The organism is Pantoea sp. PvP021, assembly GCF_054056055.1.
Genome location: NZ_JBSRXX010000007.1, coordinates 81,884 through 106,544, shown reverse-complemented (window position 1 = coordinate 106,544; position 24,661 = coordinate 81,884). Strand labels below are relative to the sequence as shown.

Annotated in this window: 23 protein-coding genes and 1 tRNA gene; 11 read left to right on the top strand and 13 right to left on the bottom strand. The window is 57.3% G+C overall.

Annotation, left to right across the window (positions count from 1 at the left end; all coding sequences use genetic code 11):
• Positions 1–9: 9 nt before the first annotated feature.
• Both ACVKSX_RS17620 and ACVKSX_RS17615 read right to left on the bottom strand, forming a co-directional pair.
• Positions 10–1,101, bottom strand: coding sequence for an ABC transporter ATP-binding protein (locus ACVKSX_RS17620; protein WP_010252048.1), 1,092 nt, complete (start codon positions 1,099–1,101; stop codon positions 10–12).
• Between the two features lie 12 nt (positions 1,102–1,113).
• Positions 1,114–1,713: a GNAT family N-acetyltransferase gene (locus ACVKSX_RS17615; RefSeq protein WP_045140852.1), complete on the bottom strand. Its 600-nt coding sequence runs from the start codon at positions 1,711–1,713 to the stop codon at positions 1,114–1,116.
• 550 nt (positions 1,714–2,263) lie between these two features.
• On the opposite strand from ACVKSX_RS17615, the gene ACVKSX_RS17610 reads away from it, so the two are divergent.
• From ACVKSX_RS17610 to ACVKSX_RS17595, 4 genes are all read left to right on the top strand, one after another.
• Positions 2,264–3,595 (top strand): extracellular solute-binding protein, encoded by a 1,332-nt coding sequence (locus tag ACVKSX_RS17610; RefSeq protein ID WP_010252044.1) that lies wholly within the window; start codon positions 2,264–2,266, stop codon positions 3,593–3,595.
• Positions 3,596–3,652: 57 nt separating this feature from the next.
• Positions 3,653–4,525 carry a carbohydrate ABC transporter permease gene (locus ACVKSX_RS17605; protein WP_010252041.1) on the top strand — a complete coding sequence of 291 codons (873 nt, stop codon included), beginning with the start codon at positions 3,653–3,655 and terminating at the stop codon, positions 4,523–4,525.
• Positions 4,525–5,340 carry a carbohydrate ABC transporter permease gene (locus tag ACVKSX_RS17600; RefSeq protein ID WP_010252038.1) on the top strand — a complete coding sequence of 272 codons (816 nt, stop codon included), beginning with the start codon at positions 4,525–4,527 and terminating at the stop codon, positions 5,338–5,340. Before ACVKSX_RS17605 ends, ACVKSX_RS17600 begins: the two co-directional genes overlap by 1 nt.
• 103 nt (positions 5,341–5,443) lie before the next feature.
• Complete coding sequence (locus ACVKSX_RS17595; protein ID WP_182504686.1) at positions 5,444–6,775, top strand: glycoside hydrolase family 28 protein; 1,332 nt, start codon at positions 5,444–5,446, stop codon at positions 6,773–6,775.
• Position 6,776: 1 nt separating this feature from the next.
• On the opposite strand, the gene ACVKSX_RS17590 is transcribed toward ACVKSX_RS17595, so the two are convergent.
• Entirely contained in the window at positions 6,777–7,847 is a 1,071-nt protein-coding gene (locus tag ACVKSX_RS17590; RefSeq protein ID WP_010252034.1) for a tartrate dehydrogenase, read from the bottom strand.
• Between the two features lie 64 nt (positions 7,848–7,911).
• Between ACVKSX_RS17590 and ACVKSX_RS17585 the strand changes: the two genes are divergently transcribed.
• Both ACVKSX_RS17585 and ACVKSX_RS17580 read left to right on the top strand, forming a co-directional pair.
• Positions 7,912–8,850 (top strand): LysR family transcriptional regulator, encoded by a 939-nt coding sequence (locus ACVKSX_RS17585; RefSeq protein WP_022625248.1) that lies wholly within the window; start codon positions 7,912–7,914, stop codon positions 8,848–8,850.
• A 201-nt stretch (positions 8,851–9,051) separates the two neighbouring features.
• Entirely contained in the window at positions 9,052–10,146 is a 1,095-nt protein-coding gene (locus ACVKSX_RS17580; protein ID WP_354439263.1) for a YncE family protein, read from the top strand.
• Positions 10,147–10,176: 30 nt separating this feature from the next.
• On the opposite strand, the gene ACVKSX_RS17575 is transcribed toward ACVKSX_RS17580, so the two are convergent.
• The 4 genes from ACVKSX_RS17575 to ACVKSX_RS17560 all read right to left on the bottom strand — a co-directional run bounded on the left by ACVKSX_RS17575 (position 10,177) and on the right by ACVKSX_RS17560 (position 13,503).
• Positions 10,177–10,470, bottom strand: coding sequence for a DUF1330 domain-containing protein (locus ACVKSX_RS17575; protein ID WP_010252030.1), 294 nt, complete (start codon positions 10,468–10,470; stop codon positions 10,177–10,179).
• A 10-nt stretch (positions 10,471–10,480) separates the two neighbouring features.
• Positions 10,481–11,344: a glutathione-dependent disulfide-bond oxidoreductase gene (gene yghU / locus ACVKSX_RS17570; protein WP_022625250.1), complete on the bottom strand. Its 864-nt coding sequence runs from the start codon at positions 11,342–11,344 to the stop codon at positions 10,481–10,483.
• Positions 11,345–11,562: 218 nt separating this feature from the next.
• The gene (locus tag ACVKSX_RS17565) at positions 11,563–12,441 is read right to left on the bottom strand and encodes a sugar phosphate isomerase/epimerase family protein (protein ID WP_354439261.1); all 879 of its coding nucleotides are present in this window, start codon (positions 12,439–12,441) and stop codon (positions 11,563–11,565) included.
• Positions 12,442–12,459: 18 nt separating this feature from the next.
• Positions 12,460–13,503 (bottom strand): Gfo/Idh/MocA family protein, encoded by a 1,044-nt coding sequence (locus ACVKSX_RS17560; protein ID WP_010672024.1) that lies wholly within the window; start codon positions 13,501–13,503, stop codon positions 12,460–12,462.
• A 330-nt stretch (positions 13,504–13,833) separates the two neighbouring features.
• On the opposite strand from ACVKSX_RS17560, the gene ACVKSX_RS17555 reads away from it, so the two are divergent.
• From ACVKSX_RS17555 to ACVKSX_RS17545, 3 genes are all read left to right on the top strand, one after another.
• The gene (locus ACVKSX_RS17555) at positions 13,834–14,859 is read left to right on the top strand and encodes a LacI family DNA-binding transcriptional regulator (protein WP_266093884.1); all 1,026 of its coding nucleotides are present in this window, start codon (positions 13,834–13,836) and stop codon (positions 14,857–14,859) included.
• 150 nt (positions 14,860–15,009) lie between these two features.
• Positions 15,010–15,927: a TIM barrel protein gene (locus ACVKSX_RS17550; protein ID WP_052271185.1), complete on the top strand. Its 918-nt coding sequence runs from the start codon at positions 15,010–15,012 to the stop codon at positions 15,925–15,927.
• A gap of 10 nt (positions 15,928–15,937) precedes the next feature.
• Positions 15,938–17,107 (top strand): Gfo/Idh/MocA family protein, encoded by a 1,170-nt coding sequence (locus ACVKSX_RS17545; RefSeq protein WP_010252017.1) that lies wholly within the window; start codon positions 15,938–15,940, stop codon positions 17,105–17,107.
• 261 nt (positions 17,108–17,368) lie between these two features.
• On the opposite strand, the gene ACVKSX_RS17540 is transcribed toward ACVKSX_RS17545, so the two are convergent.
• The 6 genes from ACVKSX_RS17540 to aspA form a co-directional block, all read right to left on the bottom strand.
• A tRNA-Phe gene (locus tag ACVKSX_RS17540) sits at positions 17,369–17,444 on the bottom strand.
• Between the two features lie 107 nt (positions 17,445–17,551).
• Positions 17,552–18,127, bottom strand: coding sequence for a division control transcriptional repressor DicD (gene dicD / locus ACVKSX_RS17535; RefSeq protein WP_010252014.1), 576 nt, complete (start codon positions 18,125–18,127; stop codon positions 17,552–17,554).
• 63 nt (positions 18,128–18,190) lie between these two features.
• Positions 18,191–19,891 carry a protein-disulfide reductase DsbD gene (locus ACVKSX_RS17530; protein WP_354439258.1) on the bottom strand — a complete coding sequence of 567 codons (1,701 nt, stop codon included), beginning with the start codon at positions 19,889–19,891 and terminating at the stop codon, positions 18,191–18,193.
• On the bottom strand, positions 19,867–20,181 hold the full coding sequence (gene cutA / locus ACVKSX_RS17525) for a divalent cation tolerance protein CutA (protein WP_354439257.1): 315 nt from the start codon (positions 20,179–20,181) through the stop codon (positions 19,867–19,869). The genes ACVKSX_RS17530 and cutA overlap by 25 nt, the downstream gene beginning before the upstream one ends.
• A 64-nt stretch (positions 20,182–20,245) precedes the next feature.
• The gene (locus ACVKSX_RS17520; protein ID WP_010252002.1) at positions 20,246–21,547 is read right to left on the bottom strand and encodes an anaerobic C4-dicarboxylate transporter; all 1,302 of its coding nucleotides are present in this window, start codon (positions 21,545–21,547) and stop codon (positions 20,246–20,248) included.
• 111 nt (positions 21,548–21,658) lie between these two features.
• Positions 21,659–23,095, bottom strand: coding sequence for an aspartate ammonia-lyase (gene aspA, locus ACVKSX_RS17515; protein WP_010251996.1), 1,437 nt, complete (start codon positions 23,093–23,095; stop codon positions 21,659–21,661).
• A gap of 328 nt (positions 23,096–23,423) precedes the next feature.
• On the opposite strand from aspA, the gene ACVKSX_RS17510 reads away from it, so the two are divergent.
• Both ACVKSX_RS17510 and ACVKSX_RS17505 read left to right on the top strand, forming a co-directional pair.
• Complete coding sequence (locus ACVKSX_RS17510; RefSeq protein ID WP_010251992.1) at positions 23,424–23,885, top strand: FxsA family protein; 462 nt, start codon at positions 23,424–23,426, stop codon at positions 23,883–23,885.
• Positions 23,886–24,345: 460 nt separating this feature from the next.
• Positions 24,346–24,639 (top strand): co-chaperone GroES, encoded by a 294-nt coding sequence (locus tag ACVKSX_RS17505; RefSeq protein WP_022625257.1) that lies wholly within the window; start codon positions 24,346–24,348, stop codon positions 24,637–24,639.
• Positions 24,640–24,661: the final 22 nt, after the last annotated feature.

Below are 24,661 nucleotides of genomic sequence, written 5' to 3'. Positions count from 1 at the left end.
GCGCTTCCCTTAGCGCAGGCGCATTCCCTGCTCATCAAACAGCAGGCAGTGCGCGGCAGAAAAGCCCAGTTCAACCTGGGTTCCCAGATCGCGCGTGGTTGCTTCGCGCTCTTCCACCACCAGCATCTCTTCACGCCCGATATCCAGGTAGAGATAGTTGGTGTGGCCCAGCATTTCGCCATAGGCCAGCTCGCCGTGAAAGCGCAATGCCTCCGGCGTCTGCGCGGCAGGCTGAAAATGCTCGGGACGAATTCCCAGCGTCACGGTTTGCCCCTCGCGGCAGTCGGCGGCGATTTTCAGCACCAGCCCCTCAATCTTCAGTTCCGGCACCCGCAGCTGCACTTCACCCTCGCCCGTGGCGCTGATTTCCGCCCGCAGGAAGTTCATTTTTGGCGAGCCGATAAAACCGGCGACAAACAGGTTATCCGGGTCGTGATAGAGCGTCAGCGGTGCGCCGACCTGCTCAATGCGGCCCTGACGCAGCACGACGATGCGGTCAGCCAGCGTCATCGCTTCCAGTTGATCGTGGGTGACATAAATCATGGTGTTGCCGAGCGAGGCGTGCAGCCGCGCAATCTCAATCCGCATCTGCAAACGCAGCTCGGCATCGAGGTTAGAGAGCGGCTCATCGAACAGGAAGATACGCGGATGACGGATAATTGCCCGGCCAATCGCCACGCGCTGCCGCTGTCCGCCAGAGAGCGCGCGCGGCAGGCGGTCGAGCAGTTCGGTGAGATGCAGGCGGGCGGCCGTCCGGGCAATCGCCTCATTGATCTCCGCCTTAGACTTCTTCATTACCTCCAGCGGATAGGCCAGGTTGCCGCGCACCGTCATGTTGGGGTAGAGCGCATAAGACTGAAACACCATAGCAATGCCGCGCTCGGTGGCGGGCTGCTGCGTCATGTCCTGCTCCTCAATCAGCAACTGACCGCTGCTGATCTCCTCCAGCCCGGCGATCATCCGCAGCAGCGTCGATTTGCCGCAGCCGGATGGCCCGACAAACACCACAAATTCGCCGCTGTTGATCGTCAGATCGATGCCATGAATGACATTAACGTGTTCATAAGACTTCTTCACATTCTGCAAGCGCAGGCTGGTCATCGGCTACCTCACTCAGAGTAACTGGCCCATGTAGATGGCATTGCTGCGCAGGATTGGGGTGAACCCCATGCGCTGATAAAAGGCACAGACCTGCTCATTCTGCAGGCTGACGCCAAGATGGACACCGCTGACACCGGCAGCGCGCAGCGCCGCCAGCTCATGCTCAATCATCCGGCGACCCCAGCCGCCTTTCTGTGCCGGGGGCAGCAGGTTGATATGCAGATGAGCGGGCCACTGCGTCACCAGCGTGTCAGCGGCCTGGTCAGGATGGCGTATTGCGTCGAGCACTTTGCTGTCGAGCGGCGCGCTGGCGCTGCGATCACGATATTTCTCCTGCAGCTGCGGCCACCATTCGGCCTGTAGCTGCGCTTCAAACGCGCGGGTATCGGGCGCGGCGACCACATAACCCTGCACCTCACCGTCCCGCTCCAGCACAAAAGCAAAGTCAGGCGCGAAACGCGCATAAGGCACAGCAAAACGCTGGCCGGGATAGTCAGGATCGGAATAGAGCGCGCGGGCATCGCCACCTGCATCGGCTGTTTCCAGGCAGATGCGGTAGAGCGCCGGGTAGTCCGCCGGGGTGGCCGGACGAATGACACCTTGATTCGCCATGGTGAATTCTCGTGAGTGAGTGAATCGGTCAGGGATTGAACAGATCCGCAGATAAAAGTTACGTTAATGAAAGTGGACTTAGTTTTCAAGATAGAATAATTACCTTATCTCACTAACACGGGCGCTTCGGCAATGTTTACCGGCATCGGGATGCACAACTGTGATCGCCAACACGCCCGGATCGTGGCGGCTGGCAGCAGATTCACGGCCAGTGAAAGGGGAAAAGTGTGAGCGTGATAGGATTTTCGTATGTTTTATCAGGATGTTATTTTGCAATGATTGCACTGGCATCTCCTGCTGCAGAAAAAGTAGCTGGCGACGCACCGCCACGGTTAATCGCGTAAATGCCAGCGCAGTGTGCTGAATTTCACGCCATGTCGCTGTTTATTTGCGCGTGCTCACAGCGTTGCAATTCCCCGCGCAGGCTGTTTGACTTTATTTTTTTATTAAAGTAAGTATGAGTGAGTGCGTTTGTGTGCGGCTGCAGCCTGCAGGATGTCAGGCGGTGAGATGAAAGGATGCCGATCCTGGTCTGAAGAAGGTGAGCATAATGTCTGTTTCCTCCGTTCGTTCGTTCCGAATTCGCAATGTGGGTCGGCTGCTGGCAGCGGGCCTGCTGGCGGGCAGCGTCTCGCATGCCGCCCACGCCGCCGTTACCCTGAATGAGTGGGATATCTACAACTACCCGGAGCAGACTGCCGCGGTAGATGAAGGGATTAAAGAGTTTTCCCAGCAGAATCCCGGCATTGTGATTAACCGCTCGGTTCACTCCTTTGAAGATACCCGTATTCCCCTGAAGCTGGCGCTGACCGCCGGTGATGGCCCGCAGATCGCTCAGGTCAACCAGGGCGGCGGCGATATGGGCTCGCTGGTTAAAGATAAGCTGCTGCTGCCGCTCGACAGCTACGCCGCCAGCAACGGCTGGACCACACGCTTCCCGGACTCGATTCTGAAACGTAACCGCTGGTCAGACAGCGGCGAGTTTGGCAGCGGCAAACTCTATGGCGTCGCCAGCCTGGGCGAGATGGTCGGGCTCTATTACAACAAAGCGCTGCTGGATAAAGCAGGTATTGCCGTGCCGAAAACGCTGGCTGAGCTGGAAAGCGCGATGGCGAAACTGAAGCAGCAGGGCACCGCACCGATGATGCTCGGTCTGCTGGATGGCAACATGGGCCAGCAGCTGCTCAGCACCCTGTGGCAGGCGCAGATTGAGAGCCACGACCGCAAGACGCTGGATAATCTGATTTACGATGTGGGCGGCACCTTCAAAGACAGCAAGCTGGTCAATGCCGCCTCTATGATGAAGAGCTGGACCGACAAAGGGTACTTCTTCCCTGGCTTCCAGGGCATCGGTCACGACGATGCGGCGACGCTGTTCCAGAACGGCCAGGCTGCGTTCCTGGTCAGCGGCACCTGGTATCTCGGCCAGTTTAAAGACAACAAAGATATTCACTTTGCCGCGATGCCTGCCGGTGAAGGCGTGAAGCAACCGCTGATGGTGGGCGGTACCGATCTGGCGTTCTCCATCACCAGCACTGCCAAAGGCAAAGACCAGCAGGAAGGTGCGGCGAAGTTCATCAACTATATGGTCTCTGATGCCATGGCGAACCGCTGGCTGAAGGTGGGCTTCCTGCCTGCCAGCACCAACAAAGCGGCGAAAATGCCAGCGGACAATCCGCTGCTGGCCGAGGCGTATCAGGTCTGGCTGACACTCAATGATTACGACGGTTTAGGCCACTACGTGGACTGGGCGACACCCACCATGAACGCCGAGCTGAATCAGAACGTTCAGCTGCTGCTGGCGGGCCGTCAGACACCCGATCAGATGGTAGTTAATTTTGATAACAACTATCAGCGTTACCTGAAAACACTGAAGCATTAAGCCGGAGGCCCGGCGAACAGCCGGGCCTGAGCCTCGTTCTGAACCACGAGTAGAGTTATGTTGAATTTAAGTGGCTGGCGTAATTTTCTCTATGTTCTGCCTGCGGTGCTGGTCTATGCGGTGTTTCTGCTGTTCCCGCTACTGGCCTCGCTGGGCATCAGTTTTACCGAATGGGACGGCACCTCGCTGCCGGTGTTTAGCGGCGTCAGCAACTATCTGCGGATGTTCAGCGATCCGGTGTTCTGGATTGCGCTGGGCAATAACGCCATCCTGATGCTGTTCTATACCCTGTTGCCGATTGGCGTCGGCCTGCTGCTCTGCAGCTTTCTGTATGACACGCGCAACAACAGCGAACGCAGCGTGCTGCGCATTCTCTTTTTCCTGCCCTACATCATGCCGATGGCGGTGCTGGGCGTGGTGTGGCGCTGGCTCTATAACCCGGCGTTTGGTCCGATCGACCAGATATTACGCGCAATCGGATTGCCCCAGCTGGCGCTCTCCTGGCTGGGTGATTTTACCTGGGCGCTGCCCGCCGTGGGTCTGGTCGCCACCTGGTACTTCTTCGGTTTCTGTCTGGTGCTGTTTATGGCGGGCCTGCAGCGCATGGATCCGTCACTGCTGGAAGCGGCCGATCTCGATGGCTCGTCGCGTCGCCAGAAGTTTATGCGCATTACGCTGCCAGGCCTGCGACCCGAGCTGCGGATTGCCCTGCTGCTGACGGTGATCGCCAGCCTGAAAGCCTTTGACCTGGTCTATGTGATGACGCAGGGCGGCCCGGGCACCTCCACCATGGTGACCAACATCTTTATGTATAAGCAGGGCTTTGATCTGCACTACTTTGGCTACGCCTCGTCGGTAGCGGTGTTCAGCATGGTCATTGTTTTAGGGATTAACTATCTGATCCATCTGGCCTTAAAGGAGCGTTACTGATGCGAAGCACGCCGGTGATTTCACGCGCGCTGATCTGGATCGTGGCGCTGATGACGATTCTGCCGTTCCTGATGGCGCTGATGACGTCGTTCAAAACCCAGATGGAGCTGTTTCAGGGGGTCTTCACGCTGCCCGCCTCGCTGAATTTCAAAAACTACCTGACCGCGTGGCAACAGGGACACTTCAACGTCTACTTCCTCAACTCGGTGCTGGTGGTGATTCCGGTGGTGCTGTTCAGCGTGCTGCTGGGCATTCTGGCCGGGTTCGGTTTCGCGTGGCTGAAAATCCCTGGTAAAAAAGTCATCGGAGCGATGCTGGCGCTGGGGATGGTATTGCCGAGTGAAGCCTTTATCATTCCGCTCTATCACGAGCTGCGCTGGATGGGGCTGACCAACACCTATCTGGCGCTGATCCTGCCGCAAATCGCCCTGTCGCTGCCCTTTACCACGCTGATGATCGCCAGTGCTTTCCAGCAGGTGCCGAAAGAACTGGTGGAAGCGGCGGTAATGGATGGGGCATCGCGGGTCAAAATTCTGTGGGGCATTCTGGTGCCCGCTATCTGGCCGACCCTCTCAACGCTGGGGCTGCTGCTGTTTATCTGGACCTGGAATGAGTTCCTGATCCCGCTGATTCTGGTCAACAAGGATGAGTTACGCACACTGCCAATTGGCATGATGTTTTTCCAGAACAAAAACACCATCGACATTCCGGTGCTGATGGCGGGCGCGATGATTGTGATTATGCCGCTGATCGTGGTGTTCCTGATTTTCCAGCGCAAGTTCATCAGCGGCGTCACCGAAGGGGCCGTGAAGTAATCTGTGATAGCCCGCACGAAACGGCGCACTGGCGGCCAGACAAAGGTTTGCCGCGTCGTATCGTGCTGCAATTCCTCCTCCTCAATCCTGCGGGAGACGCATGATGCACCTTTCCCTTGCTGATTTTCACCCTGTCGCCGATGGCGAAACCCCGGACACGGCCGTGCTGCAACGCGCTATGGATCAGATTGCGGCGGCGGGCGGTGGCCGTCTGACCCTGCCTGCCGGGCGTTATCGCAGCGGCTGCCTGAATCTGCCCTCTGATTTTGAACTCCATCTTGAAGCGGGCGCGGTGCTGATCGCCAGTCAGCGGCTGGCTGATTACCAGGCGGTACAGGCGCTGAGCTGTGCTGAGAAGTCCCACAATGTGCTGCTCTATGCGCTGGGCCAGCGCAATATCACCATCAGCGGCACCGGCCGTATAGACGGTGACGGTGAAGCCTGGTTTGCCGCTGAGCGTGACGAGCAGGGCTATCGCCTGCCGCGTGCGGACCGGCCGCGGATCATTGTGTTTGAAGATTGTGAGCAGGTAACGCTGACCGCTTTTACCATCGTGCAGGCGCCGATGTGGACGGTGCATCTGGTGAGCTGTCGCCATGTGCATATCGACCACCTCACCATCGACAATGCCATGACCATGCCGAATACCGATGCGCTCGATATCGACAGCTGCGAAGCGGTGTTTGTCAGCAATAGCTATCTCAGTGCCGCCGATGATGCCATCTGCATCAAAACCACCCATAAACCGGCCGCGCTGCGGCGTCCGGCGCGGCAGATTATGATCACCAACTGCCTGCTGCGTAGCTACAGCTGCGCCTTTAAAATCGGCACTGAAACCTGGGATGATGTGGAAGATGTCACGGTGACCGGCTGCACCATTTTTGATTCCAACCGTGGCATTGGCATTCTGTCGCGTGACGGCGGCGCGATGCGGCGTCTGCTGTTCAGTAATCTGACTTTTGCCTGTCACCATGCGCCGCCCTGTCACTGGGGAAAAGCCGATCCGCTGCATATTTCGGTGCGCAGGCGCGATCCCGCCATTACGCCCGGCATCGTAGAGCAGGTGCAGTTCAGTAACGTTACGGGCGTGGCGGAAGGGGCGATTAACCTGCATGCCGCAGAACCGGGCTGGATACGCGATGTGGTCATCAGCCAGCTGCAGATGCGGCAGACCGTGGCACCGGTTGCACAGGGACACTATGACGTACGGCCGCCCTGTAACCCGGACTCCCCGACCGGCATGGGGCTGGATAACGCCTACAAACTTGACCCGAAAACCGGCGAAGCTTTTGGCGTAGAGCGCTATCCCGGCGGGCTGCCGGGCCTGTTTGCACGCGGGGTGGAGAACCTGCAACTGCACAGCCTGGCGATAATACGGCCGGAACCGTTACCGCCAGGCTGGCACCCCGAGTGCGTGGTGCAGTTGCCGGACTAAATCACAGCGCGGCGGCGATGGCCATACCGAGCTGTTCGGTGCTGGCGCTGCCGCCGAGATCGCGCGTCAGGTGCTCACCCGCTGCCAGCGTGCGTTCAATCGCGTCTAACACCGCATCACCTGCCGCTTTGTAGCCGAGGTGCTCCAGCATCATCGCGCCACACCAGATCTGTCCGATGGGATTGGCGACGCCTTTACCGGCGATATCGGGCGCAGAACCGTGAACCGGTTCAAACAGGCTGGGGAACAGGCCTTCCGGATTGATATTGGCCGAAGGGGCGATGCCGATGGTGCCGGTACAGGCCGGGCCGAGATCGGAGAGGATATCGCCAAACAGATTGCTGGCGACCACCACATCAAACCAGTCCGGATGCAGCACGAAGTTAGCGGTGAGAATATCGATGTGATACTTATCGACGCGAACCTCGGGGAACTGACCGGCCATGGCTTCAACGCGACTATCCCAGTAGGGCATGGTGATGGCAATGCCGTTCGATTTGGTGGCGGAGGTCAGGTGTTTCTTCGGCCGACTCTGCGCCAGCTGATAGGCAAACTTCAGGATGCGATCGACGCCGGTGCGCGTCATCACCGTCTCCTGAATCACCACTTCACGTTCGGTGCCGGGGAACATGGTGCCGCCGACGCTGGAGTATTCACCCTCAGTGTTTTCGCGTACCACATAGAAGTCGATATCGCCGGGCTGACGATTCGCCAGCGGCGCTTTGACGCCTGGCATCAGTCGCACCGGACGCAGATTCACATATTGATCGAACTCCCGGCGGAACTGCAGCAGCGAGCCCCACAGTGAAACGTGGTCGGGCACCACATCGGGCCAGCCGACCGCGCCAAAATAGATTGCATCAAAGGTTTTCAGCTGTGGAAACCAGTCGTCAGGCAACATTTTGCCATGCTGCTGCCAGTAGTCGGCACTGGCGTAATCGAACCACTCCCAGCGCAGCGGAATGTTAAATTTCTCTGCGGCCGCATTCATTACACGGACGCCTTCCGGCATCACTTCTTTGCCGATGCCGTCGCCAGGGATCACGGCAACAGAGTGAATTTTGTCAGTCACAGGGTACCTTTCCGGTTGATGTTCGAATTGTGTACGCAGTATAACTGTCGCTTACGGGGAAATAATGAGCCTGAAAGGCAATCCAGTGTTGAATAAAAGTAGAGAATCCCGCACCTCCACCGATGATTTAGCCTTCTTTGTTCGCCTGGCTGCGCTGGATAGCCTGACTGCGGCGGCGCGCGAACTGGGACTGTCGCTGGCGGCGGTCAGCAAACGTCTGAGCCAGCTGGAACAGCGGCTTGGTGTGCAACTCCTGCGCCGCACCACGCGACGACTGGAGCTGACGCCGGAAGGGCGCCGATATCTGGCGGGTGCGCGTCCGTTGCTGGATCAGCTGGCGGCGCTGGAAGAGGCGGTCAGCGGCGAAACCGCCCAGCTGCGCGGCACACTTAACATCAACGCCTCATTTGGCTTTGGCCGTCGGCATATTGCGCCCTGCGTCTCGGCTTTTGCCGCGCTGCACCCGGAACTCTCGCTGTCGCTGCAGCTCAGCAGCCAGCCACTTAATTTTCTTGATGCCCACATGGATATTGATATCCGCGTCGGAGAACCGCCCGACTCACGGCTGGTGGCGCGCAAACTGCGTACCAATCCGCGCATTCTCTGCTGCTCACCCGCCTATGCCGCCCGGCACGGTCTGCCGGAGACAGTGCGCGATCTGGCACAACACAACTGCATTTTACTGCGCCAGCACGACAGCGATTTTACCCTGTGGCGACTGACCAGCGGCGAACAGAGCATCAATCAGAAAGTGCGCGGCAGTCTTATCACCAACGATGGCGAAGTGGCGATGCGGCTGGCGATGGATGGGCATGGCATCTTGCTGCGTTCCTGGTGGGATGCGCAGCACAGTCTGGCGACGGGCGAACTGCTGCCGGTGTTACCCGACTGGCAGGCACCGGATGGCGATATTTTTGCGGTCTGGCAGGCGCAGCGTCAGCTTCCGGCGCGTATTACCGCATTTGTGGCGTTTCTGCAGAGCAATCTGCAATCGGTTGATTAGCCAGGCTTTTAAAGGCAGTTTCTGGCGCGGCCAGACGCCTGCGTACAATAAACATACCGCATTAAGCTGATTCGGTTGCGTCATCATGCCGCTGCGTTTACAGCGTTTTAGCGGCTGCGTATGATTCTTATTCTTTTTATTTCCTGCCTGTCCTCTGCGTTGTGGCCAGCCGGGAGCAGCAGGCAGATAGGGGAGTTAAGTATGAAAGCGTTGTTCAGTCCGCGTACAGCGGCACTTACACTGGCGATGGTGACCACCTTCAGCCTGACGGCGTGCCAGATGCCGGCGAAAAAAGTGGATGCCAGTGCGCCGGTGGTGATGCAGCCCTCCAGCCCGGATAACCTGATTCAGCGCGAGCTGGGTGAAGGTTTGTACGAAATGGCCTATCTGCCAGCAAAAAATGCCCTCTATGTCGCCAGCGCGCAGGGATTTAAAGATATCAGCGGCGGCATGATCTACCGTCTTGATGCTTCCACGCTGCAGAGCACCGGCGCGGGACACTTCGACCTGAAAAACTTTGGTCTGATCAGTGCGCCTGACGGCAGCGCACTCTACGCCACCAACTCGCTGGATGGCGGTATCTCTAAAATCGATCCTGATAACGGTAAGGTGCTGAAGCGCCTGATGTTTGACGAGAAAAACGAGAAAGGCATGCCCTATGGCACGCGTGAAATCTTTCTGCATGACGGGCTGCTCTATGTCGGCGGCGTGGGTGATCCGGGCGTGATCTGGGTGGTTGATGCCAAAACCCTGACGCTGAAAACCCGGATAAAAAATGCCGGGAAGTGGGTCACAGGCATCATCTTCTCGCCGGTCAGCGACCGGATTTATGCGGCGAACGGCAGCGGAGAAATCCTGGTGATCAATCCGCGCAATAACAAAATCGAGCAGCGCCTGACGGCGGGTGACGGGCAGGAGTATCTGTTCCTGAATATGGCCGAGGATCCGGCAACCGGTCGCCTGTTTGTTACGGATAATTCAAAAGCGAAAAATACGCTGGTGTTTGATGAGCGCAGCGGCAAGGTCATTAAGCGTCTGAATCCGGGCGACTCACTGGGGATTAAGTTTAATGGCAAGCGCAATGAGATTTATATCAGCCAGCGCGAATCGAAGAAGGTGCTGCAGCTGGATGGCACCACCTATGAGGTGAAAAACAGCTGGTCATTTGATAGCCACCCCAACAGTCTGCTGGTCTCACCGGACGGGCAGACCCTGTTCGTCACCCTGAAGCAGGGCTTCAATGACGATCACAGCAGTCAGGGGCTGGATGGCGTGGCGTGTATCACACTGCAATAAGAAAAGGCGGCATCGCTGCCGCCTGCATCTTTACTTAGCCACACCTTCTACCAGCACCACGCGATAGTTCGCGCCTTTCAGACGGTGCGCTTTGGCAGCCTGATATTCCGGGCTGTCATACCAGGCATGTGCGGCTTCGCGGCTCGCGAATTCCAGAATCACCACGCCTTCCGCTTCCTGTCCTTCCAGCGTTTCAAGTTCGCCATAAAAGGCGAGAGGATTGATCTGATGATCGCCGCGAGCCTCGCCCGCTTTCTCGGCATAGATCGCCATTTCGTCCTGGTTCAGGGTGTTATCACGAATAAATACAACATATGCACTCACAGATCTCTCCTTAAGCTTTTTTATCCTGGGTTTTGGTATCGAAGTCAGCGGCATCATGACGCTCGTGCAGCTGATCGGCCGGGTCGCCCATGACACGGTTGACCTTGCGGCCACGAATTACAGCAGGTCGCAGCGCGATCTCTTTCGCCCAGCGCACCACATTTTTATAGGAGTGCACATCCAGGAATTCGGCACCGCCATACTGGTCATTCAGCACCATGTTGCCGTACCACGGCCAGGTGGCGATATCAGCGATGGTGTAGTCATCACCGGCCAGATAGCGGTTATCTGCCAGCTGACGATCCAGCACGTCGAGCTGACGCTTCGCTTCCAGCGTGAAGCGGTTAATGGCGTACTCAATTTTTTCTGGCGCGTAGTGATAGAAATGACCGAAACCACCGCCCAGGTAAGGCGCTGAGCCCTGTAACCAGAAGAGCCAGTTCAGGGTTTCGGTGCGGCCAGCGATATCTTTCGGCAGGAAGTAGCCATACTTCTCCGCCAGATAGAGCAGGATATTGCCCGATTCAAATACCCGAATCGGCGGCGTTGCCGAGTGGTCGCTCAGCGCCGGGATTTTCGAGTTCGGGTTTACGTCGACAAAACCGCTGGAGAACTGATCGCCTTCGCCGATACGGATCAGCCAGGCATCATATTCCGCATCGTTGACGTTAAGCGCCAGCAGCTCTTCCAGCAGGATGGTCACCTTCTGGCCGTTAGGCGTGCCAAGCGAATAGAGCTGTAAAGGATGCTTGCCGACCGGCAACGCTTTTTCATGGGTGGGACCAGCGAACGGACGATTAGTTTTAGCGCCGTTACCTTTGGCTTCAGGGTCCCAGGTCCAGACTTTTGCGGGCTGATATGCATTTTCCGACATAATGAAAGTTCGCCTTATGGTGTGGTATTGGTCTGGAGTGTAGCAGGTGCTGCGAAGGGGGTTTAACTCTGCTGGCTGCGCAAGGCCGTGCTGCAGGGGGCTGATGTCAGGCGGGCAGCGGCACAGGAGAAAAGTGAATAAAAGTGTGTCAGGCAGGTGGTTCGTTATCCTGAGCGGAGGTGGCCGTGCAGTCAGCAGCGACTGCACGGCAGGCAGGGTTACAGCAGTTCACGCTCAATCAGTTCGCGGGTTTCTACCGCCTGAACCTTCATCTTTTCCGGGTAGCCAAACAGAGACGCCGCGATGATCGGTTCACCGCCGACTTTATAACTGCGGGTGGCAAAGCCGGTGTCGCGCAGCGTTTTAAACAGGGTGTCGAAGTCCACTTCGCCTTCGCCCACGCCGACATGCTGGTGAATGGTGGCATCCACCCCTGGCGGGTTAACGATGTAGCGACAGTGTTTTGTATGGTTCATGGTGTCGGCGATCAGCATGTGTGACAGATCGTCACCGGCATACTCCAGCATCGGTTTCACATCACCTTTGCCTTTGTCATAAAAGAAAGTGTGTGGTGCGCTATAAACATACTTCACGTTATCGCTGCGAAACGACTTCACGATATCCACGGTTTCGTTGTTCTCTTCGCAGAAATCCCATGGATGCGCCTGGATTTCGACGCGGATGCCTTCACGTTCGATGATTGGCAGCAGCTCTTCCATGGAGCGATAGAACATCTCTTCACAGATTTCCGGCTCGTTAGGCGTGCCGGAGAGCTCGGTGTTGATCACCTGCACACCCATCTCAACCGCGATCTCGATCATCCGCTTCCAGTTCTTCACCGCCGCCTGCCGACGCAGCTCATCCGGGCCGGACCAGCGATAGACCACGATAAACGAGGAGATCTCCAGCCCGGTGGCGTTTAACGCATTCTTATACTCGGTGATGATTTCACGGCTGGCTTTAGGATGTTTATAAAACGGGTTGATCTGCGGATGCGGCGACTGTTCGATATATTTGTATCCCCAGTCGGCCACCTGATGAACCATACGGGTGATGCCTAAATCTTTAATCACATCCACATCAAAAGCGATTTTCATCTTTCTGCTCCGGGCACATTAAGGTTGCTGTTCTTCATTGAAGGTCACGCCAATCTGCTGCCTGACGTTGTCCATCGTGGCCAGGGTGGTAATCGCCTGGTCAAGCGAATGGATGGGTGAATCGATCCGGTTCTGACCGATACACCAGGCGAAATGGTTAATTTCATGACAGAGCTGTTCATAGCGGCTGGCAGGCTCCTGCCACTGCAGGCGATGACGCCGATCGCTGGAGGTCAGGGTGAAGTTACCAGGCGCATAGAACTGGCCCGCCAGTTCCAGCGTGGCCTCGCGTCCGGCGATCACCGCGCCGCCTGGCGTGTTGCTGAACAGGGTGGTATTCAGCACCGAATGCATGCCGTGCTGATGGGTAAACAGCATCGACGTCTGACCGTTTACACGCCCAGCCGGGACGGGCTGGCCCCGGGCGACGATCGTGTCAGGCGCACCGCCGCCAACAAACACGCTAAGCGCCACCAGATAGCTGCCCAGATCCAGCATCGGGCCGCCCGCCAGATCGGCGTTGAAGATGCGATGGTCTGGTGTGAAAAACTCGCCATGATCGGCAATCAGGGTGTGAACATCGCCGAGCACGCCATCCTCCAGCAGCTGACGGATAACGTCATATTTCGGTGTGAAGTTGCACCACATCGCCTCCATACAGAGCAGGTTCGCGGCAGCGGCGGCCAGTTTAAGCTGTGTCGCCTGCTGAGCATTCAGCGCCAGCGGCTTTTCAATCAGCAGATGCTTTCCGGCGGCAATCGCGCGCAGACCATCGGGAAAATGGTGGTTGTGGGGCGTAGCGATATAGACCGCATCAACATCCTCCCGCGCCAGCAGCACGTCGATACTGCCCGTGGCATGGCTGATTGACCATTTGTCGGCAAAGGCCTGTGCTTTTGCCGGGTCACGCGCAGCCACCGCCGTGATCTGCTGGTGGGTATGCTTGCGCAGTGCATGGGCAAAATGGTCGGCGATCCAGCCCGGCCCGATAATGCCCCAGCGCAACTGTGGTACCTGGCTGGCAGCGGTCAGGCGTGGAACCGGAAGCGTTGAAGGGAACATAACTTTTCCTTTTGTACGTGCAGGCAAGTGCTGCTCAGGGCTCCACTATAGAAAGCCCGCCGTCGACGCTCTAACCTTTTAATGATGTGATCCCATCAACCCGATCGGCGCAGGATTTTTATCCGTTTTAGCAAATGGGCGTTTTAAAGAGAATACAGAAAGAAATGAATGTTTCATTTTGCGAGGACGATCAAGATTGGCGCTGACTTTCTATCAAATAAATGAGAGGAAATGGCCAGGTCGCGATAGAGTGTTGATGTTTCATATAACAGAATATCAAGGCGTAGCCGTCAGCCAGCGCTACAGAGAGCAGAAACAGGGAGAAGGATAATGTCAAAAGTGACGATGACCGCCATTGCGCAGGCGGCGGGCGTGGGCGTGGCCACCGTGGATCGGGTGCTGAATGGCCGCGCGCCGGTGCGCAGCGTGACCGAGCAGAAAGTGCTGGCTGCGGCCCGCGAGCTGGGCTATCACCTGACGCAGGCACACATCCGGACAACATCGCCGCTCGCTGCGGCAACAGTTCGCGTGAGCTTTATCCTGCTGCCTGCCCGTTATTCATTTTATCAGCAGCTGGGCGAGGTGCTGAAACAGCAGCTTAAGGTGCAGCAGCCACAGGGCAGCGAACCTGAGTTTTGCTGGCATGATATTCATGAAGTGGAGGCGGTGGCGCACTCGCTGCGTCTGCTGGCACAGCGCAGTGATGTGATAGCGCTGGTGGCGCTGGATCATCCGCTGATTCGTCACGCGATTCAGGATGTGTCCCGACTGGGCGTGCGGGTTTACGCGCTCTTTTCTGATTTCTCGCCCTGTGAGCACGCGGGGTTTATCGGCATTGATAATCAGAAAGCGGGACGTACGGCGGCCTGGATGGCACAGCATCTGCTGCGTCAGCCGGGATGCGTTGGGGTGCTGCTGGGCGATCACCGCTTTACCTGCCAGGAGAGCAGCGAGATCAGTTTCCGCTCTTACCTGCGCGAGTCAGGCATCAGCCAGCGGGTACTGGAACCGTTAAAAACGCATGAGTCGGGTGAAGGAGGCTATCAGGCGACCCGGCAGTTGCTGGACACCCATGATGATCTGGTGATGATTTATGCGCCCTGCGGCGGCATAGAGGGCGTGGTGCAGGCGCTGCGTGACAGCGGACGCAGGCAGATCGATCTGCTGTGCCACGGTCCGCTGCCCGGCGATGAGCTGGCGCTGATTGATGGCACCATTACGCTGATGTTGCGCCATCGTATTGATGCCATGGCTGCGGCGGTGATCGCCACCTGCCTCAACAGCCGGATGGAACAGCGCGACCATTTTGCGCAGGTGACCGTACCCTTTGAAATCGTGACGCGTGAAAACCTGTAGAAAGAGCAGGTTAGTGGATATTTGATAGAAACCTATCATATAAAGAAATATTTAAACGCGATCTCTATCAAAAAATGAAACTTTCATTGTTGTCTGAGATGAAATTTTCATTTGATACTGCCAGTAGTTCTCACTGCACAGGCAGATATCATGACCTTTCACATTGCTAATGCGCCCTGTAGCTGGGGCGTGGACGATCCCGCTAATCCCTGGCTGCCGCCATGGCAGAAAGTCCTGACTGAAGCCGCTCTGGCTGGTTATCCCAGTATTGAACTTGGCCCCTGGGGCTATCTGCCAGCGGATGCAGCCGAACTGACCCGGCAGCTTAATGCGCATCAGCTTTCGCTGGTGGCGGGTACGATTTTTGATGATTTGGTCAGTGAAGCGCATTTCCCTGAACTGGTGACGCTGACCCACAACCTGTGCCGTACCCTGGCCAGTGTGCCAACCGCCGTCAAAACGCCCGGCGCCAGCGCGCCTTATCTGGTGATCATCGACTTCGGGAATCCGGAGCGGGCGAAATATGCCGGTCAGTCAGAAAAAGCGCCACGGCTCTCCGCTGACGACTGGCAGCGCATGATGCGACACATCACCATTCTCAGTGAGATTGCCTGGCAGGAGTATGGCGTGCGACCGGTGATCCATCCGCATGCGGGCGGCTGCATTGAGTTTGCCGATGAGCTTGCGCGGCTGGTCAGTGATATTCCGCATCAGGTGGCTGGTTTATGCCTGGATACCGGCCATCTCTATTACGCCGGGATGGATCCGGTCGCTTCGCTGCAACAGTACTGGACCCGCATCGATTACCTCCACTTCAAAGACGTTAACCAGCGGGTCTGGCGAGACGCCCTCTCTCACGGACTCGACTTTTTCACTGCCTGCGCGCAGGGGGTGATGTGTCCGCTGGGGCAGGGCGCAATTGACTATCCGGCGGTGCGCACGCTGCTGACTGAGCGTAACTATCAGGGCTGGATCACCATCGAACAGGAGCGTGATCCGCGCCATGCCGACACCAGTCTGCGGGATGTTAAAGCCAGCCTGGACTATCTCCGATCAACAGGATTCTGAGGACAACAGCATGATTAACGGTAAAAAAGCGGCTAATCGCTCGCTGCGCTGGGGCATGATCGGCGGCGGCGGCACCAGCCAGATTGGCTATATCCATCGCTCTGCGGCACAGCGTGACGGAAACTTTGTGCTGCTGGCGGGGGCGTTTGATATTGATGCCGCACGCGGGCGTGAGTTTGGTCAGGCGCTGGGTGTGGCACCGGACCGCTGTTATCCCGATTATGCCAGCCTGTTCGCCGGGGAAGCCGCGCGTGAAGATGGCATTGAGGCGGTGTCTGTCGCCACGCCTAATAATACTCACTTCGCCATTTGCCGCGCGGCGCTTAATGCCGGGCTGCATGTGGTGTGCGAGAAGCCCCTCTGTTTTACGGTCGAAGAGGCGGATGAGCTGGAGCAGCTGAGCCGGGAGAAGCAGAAGGTTGTTGGCGTCACCTACGGTTACGCCGGGCATCAGCTGGTTCATCAGGCCAGGGAAATGATCGCCGAAGGGGCTTTGGGTGAGATCCGCATCGTTAACATGCAGTTTGCTCACGGCTTCCATAATGAGGCGGTGGAGTTGCAGAGTGAAAGCACCCGCTGGCGGGTCGATCCGCGCTTTGTCGGCCCGAGTTACGTGTTAGGCGACCTGGCGACGCATCCGTTATTTATTGCAGAAACGATGTTGCCACAGCTGAAAGTGACACGTCTGCTCTGTTCGCGTCAGAGCTTTGTCGCGTCGCGTGCGCCGCTGGAGGATAACGCCTTTGTGATGATGGAGTATGACAACGGCGCGGTCGGCACGTTATGGGCGTCGGCGGTGAATGCCGGATCGATGCACGGGCAGAAGATTCGGGTCGTCGGATCGAAAGCCAGTCTGGAGTGGTGGGATGAGCAGCCGAACCAGTTGCGCTATGAAGTGCAGGGCGAGCCAGTGCGCATTCTGGAGCGCGGCATGGGCTATCTTAATCCGCGCGCGCTGGAAGAGGACCGCATTGGCGGAGGGCATACCGAGGGGTTGTTTGAAGCCTGGTCCAATCTTTATCGTCGCTTCGCACTGGCGATGGATGCCACCGATCGCCGTGACACCGATTTCCTGCAGGATTTCTGGTATCCCGACGTGCATGCCGGATTAATGGGCGTGCGCTGGGTCGCGCAGTGCGTGAAATCGGCGGATGCCGGTGCGGTGTGGGTGGCGTGCTGAAGCAGAGGGTGAGCCGCAGGATGTGGCGAGTGTATCGAACCTTCGATAACGGGTTCGCTCCACAAAAGCAAAAAACCCGCCAGAGGCGGGTTCTTTAAATATGGTGCCCGAACCCGGACAAAAATGCCGGGAGCATTTTTGCATCGCGCGGCTTCGCGCGACCCGGAGGGTGAGCCACAGGATGTGGCGAGTGTATCGAACCTTCGATAACGGGTTCGTTCCACAAAAGCAAAAACCCGCCAGAGGCGGGTTCTTTAAATATGGTGCCCGAACCCGGAATCGAACCAGGGACACGGGGATTTTCAATCCCCTGCTCTACCGACTGAGCTATTCGGGCAACGGGGCGCATTAAACCGTAAAGGCCGCGGGTCGTCAACGGCTTTCACTAAAAAACCCCTGGAAACGTGACTGATTGCCTGATTTTCAGTCAAAGCGGGTAAAACCTCAGGCCAGCGCGCCATTTTTACGGCATAGCGCGATGCTGTAAACATCCTCCGCCAGCCGCTGTGCGGTGGCGACATCCTGCACATTGCGCTTCACCAGCAGCTTGCTGAGGCAGCCTTCAAGAATCAGCTCCATCTGATCGGCCACCATGCTGGGATTGTCCAGCGCCTGCTCCACCAGAATGTCGTGGGTGAACTGCCATGAGCCGCGTTTCTGCTGTTCGGCCAGTTGATGGATGGGCTGATCGGGCTGCGGGTAGAAGCTACAGGCGGCAATAAACAGGCAGCCAGGAAAGCGTCCTTTGCTGACCTGCTCACTCAGGACCTCATAGCGTGCCATCAGCTTCTGGTCGGGCGACAGCGATTCATCCAGCAGGATCTGGCGTCGCCAGGTATCAATCTGCTGCCCGTGATAGCGCAGCGCATCGTAGAGCAGGGCGTCACGATCGGGCCAGAACTGCTGAAGCTGGTCACGGGTTAATTCGGATCCCGCCAGGGTTTCCAATGAGAGGGTGGCGGCGAGGCCGTTCTGTTCAAGCACATTCAATGCATGCTCGAGTATCTGTTCACGCTGCAAGTGACTCTCCTCTGGTATGCAGGCCCGGTAATGCACCGGGCAATGACCTGACTCCAGTGTTGTTTACGGGGTAAGTTTCTGCAAATGCGCCCGGAACTCGGCGGCATTGAGAAATCCGGTGATGCGCGATCCGGCGATTTCGCGGCCCTGCGCATCAAAGAACAAAATCGTCGGTAAGCCCAGCACCTGAAGGTGCTGCAACAGCGCGTTATCACTGGCGTTGTTGGCGGTGACGTTGGCCTGTAGCAGCTGTACCTGACTCAGGCTATCGCGCACGGCGCTGTCACTAAAGGTATATTTTTCAAACTCTTTGCAGGCGACGCACCAGTCAGCGTAGAGATCGACCATGGTGATGCGGCCGCGGGCCTGCTGCAGCGCGCTATCAAGCTGCTGCTGCGTCTGGATAGTATGGAACGGCAGCGGTGCCACAGCCTGCTGCTGCGCCGATCCGCCAAAGGCCCAGTCCTGCAACGGGCGTGCGCTGATCAGCGCAGCGGCCAGCATGATAATCTGCACTACGCGCCACTTACCGCTGCTGGCGCGCAGGCTGACGCTGAACGCCCAGCCAAAGAACGCCACGCCGAGCAGGCTCCAGAGTCGCAATCCCCACGCATCGCCCAGCACCCGCTCCAGCAGGAAGACCGGCAACGCCAGGATGACAAAACCAAAGCCCTCTTTAACGGTTTGCATCCACGGGCCGCTTTTTGGCAGCAGCCGGTTACCAAACAGGGTCACGGCGATCAGCGGTAATCCCATTCCGACCGCATAGAGCCACAGCGTCCCGGCACCGGCCCACAGATTTCCGCTCTGCGCGATGTAAAGCAGAATGGCGCTGAGCGGGGCCGTGGTGCAGGGCGAGCAGATCAAACCCGCCAGCGCCCCCATCAGGAAGACGCCGGGCAGCGAGCCACCCTGCTGACGATTACTCCACAGGGTCAGGCGGGTTTGCAGGCTGGCGGGCAGTTGCAGCGTAAACAGGCCGAACATCGACAGCGCCAGCACGATAAACAGCAGTGAGAGCGTGAACAGCACATAAGGATGCTGCAACGCGGCCTGGAAGCGCAGGCCCGCTGCCGCGACGACCACTCCCAGCAGCGTGTAGGTCAGCGCCATCCCCTGCACATAGACCATCGCCAGCGCGAACAGCCGGCCCAGCGAATAGTGGCGCTGTCCGCCAAGGATAATGCCGGAGATCAGCGGATACATCGGCAGTACGCAGGGCGTAAACGCGACACCGATACCAATCAGTAGCGCCCAGAGCGGCGAGAAAGGCAGCGGGCTGGCGGGCGCGGGCTGAGCGCTGACCGGCGGCGGTGCGCTGCTGGCGGTCACCGCACTTACCGGAACGCTGCGCGTTTCTGGCGGATAACAGAATCCGGCGGCGGCACAGCCCTGATAAGTCACACTGAGCGTGGCGCCGCTGGCCGCCTGTTGCAGCGTCACCGGCAGCGTCAGATCCTGCGGATAGATTTCACTTTTGCCGAAGAATTCATCTTCATGCGGCTGACCAGCCGGCAGCGTTAACGGCGCGATGGTCGCGTTCTGCGGTGTGATGTGGATCTGCTGGCGATAGAGGTAATAACCCGATTTCACTTTCCAGTGCAGGTTGAGCTGCGCGCCCTGCTGGTCGAAGTCAAAAGTAAAGGCCTGATCGACCGGCACAAAGCGACTGGTCGCCGGATTTGAAAAGAGTGAAGCGTGCGCCTGCAGGCCGATAAACAGCGTCAGCAGAAGCGTAATTAAGCGAGAGATGCGTGCAGCCATGACAAGTATTCACTGTCTCCATATTGAACCGGCAGCGCCAGCAGTTCGGGCACATCGTAAGGGTGAGCGTCTTTGAGCAGATCACACAGCGCCTGCTGATGATCGCTGTCGCATTTCAGCAGCATCTGGACTTCGCTGCTCTGCTCCATTTTTCCCTGCCAGAGATACCAGGAGGTGGCGCCCGGCAGCAGTGTGACACAGGCCACCAGCCTGGCTTCCAGCGCTAAGCCAGCAAGGTGCTCCGCCGTGGCCTGATCGGGCGTGGTGCAGAGGATAACGACAGCATTCATCCTGTGACTCCTGTTTTAAAGAGCGCCGATGATAGCATGCTCCATCCGTAACACGAGGCGTGCGCTATAGCAGCAATCCGCCAAAAATGAAGCCAGAGAGCACCGACAGCGCAATGGCGATCACGCCGGGAATGATAAAGGCATGGTTAAACACATACTTGCCAATACGGGTCGAGCCGGTGTCATCCATCTCAACGGCGGCCAGCAGGGTCGGGTAGGTCGGCAGCACAAACAGCGCTGAAACCGCCGCGAAAGAAGCGATGGCAGTAAGCGGCGTAACGCCCAGCAGCAGCGCGGCGGGCATCAGCGCTTTGGTGGTCGCCGCCTGCGAGTAGAGCAGCATCGAGGCGAAGAACAGCACCAGCGCCAGCATCCACGGATAGGTTTTCAGCGTGTCGCCCGCCAGCATCTGAATCTCCGCCAGATGTGCCTTCACAAAGGTATCGCCCAGCCAGGCGACGCCCATCACGCAGATACAGGCGCTCATGCCGGACTTAAAGGTGCTGGCGCTGAGGATTTCGCTGGTGTCGAGTTTGCAGGTCAGGCTGATCAGCGTGGCGATGGTCAGCATAAACACCACAATCGCTTCATTGCGTGGCAGTGGCGGATTAACGATCAGCCCGACGCTGGCGCTGGTCGCAGTGGCATAAAGCACCACGGCCACAATGCCCGTCAGAAACAGCAGCACCGATTTTTTCGCGCCCGGTTTTGCCTGGTAGAGGCTGGCGCCGCGCAGCGTGACTTCGCCTTTGGCGAGACGCGCCTGATAAACCTCATCATCCTTTAGCTCACGGCCTAAGAAGTTAGTCACCAGAGCCGCCAGGAAAAGGCCCACCATGGTCGAGGGGATGGCAATCGCCAGCAGCGTGATATAGCTGACGCCGCGCGGCTCAAGCAAAGTGGCGAAGAAAACCACTGCGGCTGAAATGGGTGATGCGGTAATCGCGATCTGCGAAGCCACTACCGCAATCGACAGCGGCCGGGAAGGGCGAACGCCTTGCTCTTTCGCCACTTCGGCAATCACCGGTAATGTTGAGAACGCGGTATGTCCGGTACCGGCCAGCAGCGTCATCAGGTAGGTCACCAGTGGGGCCAGCAGCGTAACGTGGCGAGGATGGCGGCGCAGCAGGCGTTCCGCCAGACTCACCAGATAATCCATGCCGCCTGCCACCTGCATGGCGGCTATCGCGGCGATCACCGCCATGATGATTTCAATCACATCGAACGGAATAGCGCCGGGTGCCATGCCAAATCCCAGCGTCAGGATCAGCACGCCCATTCCGCCTGCGAACCCGATACCAATGCCGCCAAGACGTGCGCCCAACCAGATCGCCATCAAGACGATAAGCAGCTCAACCACAAACATGAATGACTCCTGAAAGATAAACCGGTAATAGCCGGGTGTGCTGTTTAACAAAAAAAAAGGCACACCGTGTTGATCGCGGTGTGCCTTTGGTTAACCAGCGTCGGTTAAACCTTACTGTTCGTTTTCATCAGTATAACGTTTGGCTTTATAAACCGGGTACATCAGGTTCTGCACCGAGAAGATATCGTCCAGCTCACTTTCCGTCAGCAGGCCGCGCTCCAGCACGACTTCACGTACGCTTTTACCGGTTTCCGCACAGATTTTACCGACGATGTCGCCGTTGTGGTGGCCGATGTAAGGGTTGAGGTAAGTCACGATACCAATCGAGTTGAAGACATAGGCTTCGCACACTGCGCGGTTGGCGGTAATGCCGTTGATGCACTTCTCCAGCAGGTTATAGCAGGCGTTAGTCAGAATGCTGATCGACTCAAACAGCGCCTGGCCAATCACCGGCTCCATCACGTTGAGCTGCAGCTGGCCCGCTTCAGAGGCCATCGTCACGGTGATGTCGTTGCCAATCACTTTGAAGCAGACCTGGTTTACCACCTCCGGTACAACCGGATTGACCTTGGCGGGCATGATAGAGGAACCCGCCTGCAGCTCTGGCAGGTTGATTTCATTCAGACCAGCACGCGGGCCTGAGGAGAGCAGGCGCAGATCGTTACAGATTTTAGAGAGCTTCACCGCCAGACGTTTCAGCGATGAATGGACCATCACATAGGCGCCACAGTCGGAGGTTGCTTCAATCAGATCTTCCGCTGGCACCACCGGCAGGTTGCTGACTTCCGCCAGACGCTGTACCGCCAGGTGCTGATACCCTTCCGGCGTGTTGAGGCGGGTGCCGATGGCGGTCGCGCCCAGGTTCACTTCCAGCAGCAGTTCCGCGGTGCGCAGAATGCTTTTGGTCTCTTCGTTCAGCAGTACGCTGAAGGCGTGAAATTCCTGCCCGAGGGTCATCGGCACGGCATCCTGCAACTGGGTACGGCCCATTTTCAGGATGGTCTGGAACTCATCGGCTTTGTGCTGGAAGCCTTCGGCCAGCTGGCTGATGCCATCAAGCAGTTTCAGTAGCGAGCTGTAGACCGCGATGCGGAAACCGGTTGGGTAAGCGTCGTTGGTGGACTGGCATTTGTTCACATGATCGTTGGGGTTGAGGTACTGATATTCCCCTTTCTGGTGGCCCATCAGCTCAAGGCCGATGTTCGCCAGCACTTCATTGGTGTTCATGTTGACCGAGGTTCCGGCACCGCCCTGATAAACATCCACGGGGAACTGGTCCATACAGCGGCCGTTGTTGAGCACTTCGTCGCAGGCCTTAATGATGGTATCGGCAATATTGCGCGGGATGGTCTGCAGCTCTTTGTTGGCCATCGCCGCCGCTTTTTTTACCATCACCATGCCGCGGACAAATTCAGGTATGTCGCTGATTTTGCTGTTGCTGATATAAAAATTCTCAATCGCACGCAGAGTATGAACGCCATAATAGGCATCCGCCGGAACTTCGCGCATACCTAACAGGTCTTCTTCGATACGAATGTTGTTCGCCATGATAACCTTCTTGTTGTTGCCGCTAACCATCACAAAGGATGTGTTTATTTTGTCGTGGTGTACCCGTGCCGACATATTATCCGTCTTCATAGGGGCGTGTGCGATCATATTCTGATGCATATGAAAAGCACGCATGCAGATCACTTAATGCTGCAGCCTGGTTAACGATATGTGAAGTTGGTTACAAAATTAACCCCGCAGGATAAATTTGACAGGATCGGTTGAAAATGGCGGCGCGGGTGCCCATCTCTTTTCTTATCATCCTCAGGATGAACGCTTTCTGCTGACCGGCACGCTGCCGTTCAGCCCCTACTTACAGGAGAGTACGGTGCGCTGGATACCGTTATTAGTCTTTTTCGTTCTGGCCTGGATTGAGATTTCCCTCTTCATTCAGGTTGCACACGTCATGGGCGTGCTGCTTACCATGCTGCTGGTGGTCTTCACCTCGTGCATCGGCGTCTCGCTGGTCAAAAATCAGGGCATGAAAAACTTTATGCTGATGCAGGAGAAGCTGGCACGTAATGAAAGCCCGGCCAATGAGATGATCAAAAGCGTGTCGCTGATCATCGCCGGTTTCCTGCTGCTGCTGCCTGGTTTCTTTACCGACCTGCTGGGCCTGCTGCTGCTGCTGCCACCGGTGCAGAAACATCTGACGCTGAAGCTGATGCCTCATCTGCGCGTCTGGCGGGGACCGGGAGCCGGTCCAGACAGCGGCTACACCATGGATGGCGAGTTCGAGCGTAAAGACAGCGATCGCCTTGAGCATCATGACGATCACAAGGATCGTTAACCGCAGCTGTCACCTTTGAAAGCGCAACCCTCGGGTTGCGTGAGATTGTTGAAAAACCTGACCCGGCCAGCTGTGAGACCGGAGCCGCACAGGGAACAGGGTCAGATCGGAAAGTCGCAAAATCGTCATCCATGACTGCTCGGCCCGCGCCATCCGTGGCGCGGGACGCTTTCCTCTTCTGACCCTGTTTCCTGCGCCCTGAGCTTAGCCGTTGCTGCCAGGGTCATCCTGTACTGAGTTTGTCAGCACGCTGGCGCAACCCTCGGGTTGCGTTTTTTATTTGCCCCATCATCTGTTCAAAAAGCCATCACTTATCACTCACAGGTAAAAAATTTGTTGTCCGCCCCCTTGAAAGTGGGTGGCAGCGGCCCTATCTCTCTGGTCACGAGGCCGGAAGCCATGCAGCCCGGTGTTCAACCCCAAAACTGAATGATTGGACTTCTCAAAGGAGAGCTATCAAATGAAAATTCGTCCATTGCACGATCGCGTTATCGTCAAGCGTAAAGAAGTTGAAGCTAAATCAGCTGGCGGCATCGTGCTGACCGGTTCCGCAGCCGGTAAATCCACCCGTGGTGAAGTACTGGCTGTCGGCAATGGCCGCATCCTTGAGAGTGGCGACGTTAAGCCGCTGGACGTGAAGGTTGGCGACATCGTGATCTTCAGCGAAGGTTACGGCGCGAAAACCGAGAAAATCGACAACGAAGAGGTGCTTATCATCTCTGAGAGCGACATTCTGGCCGTTGTTGAAGCGTAATTTTTACGCGTAATTCACTGAA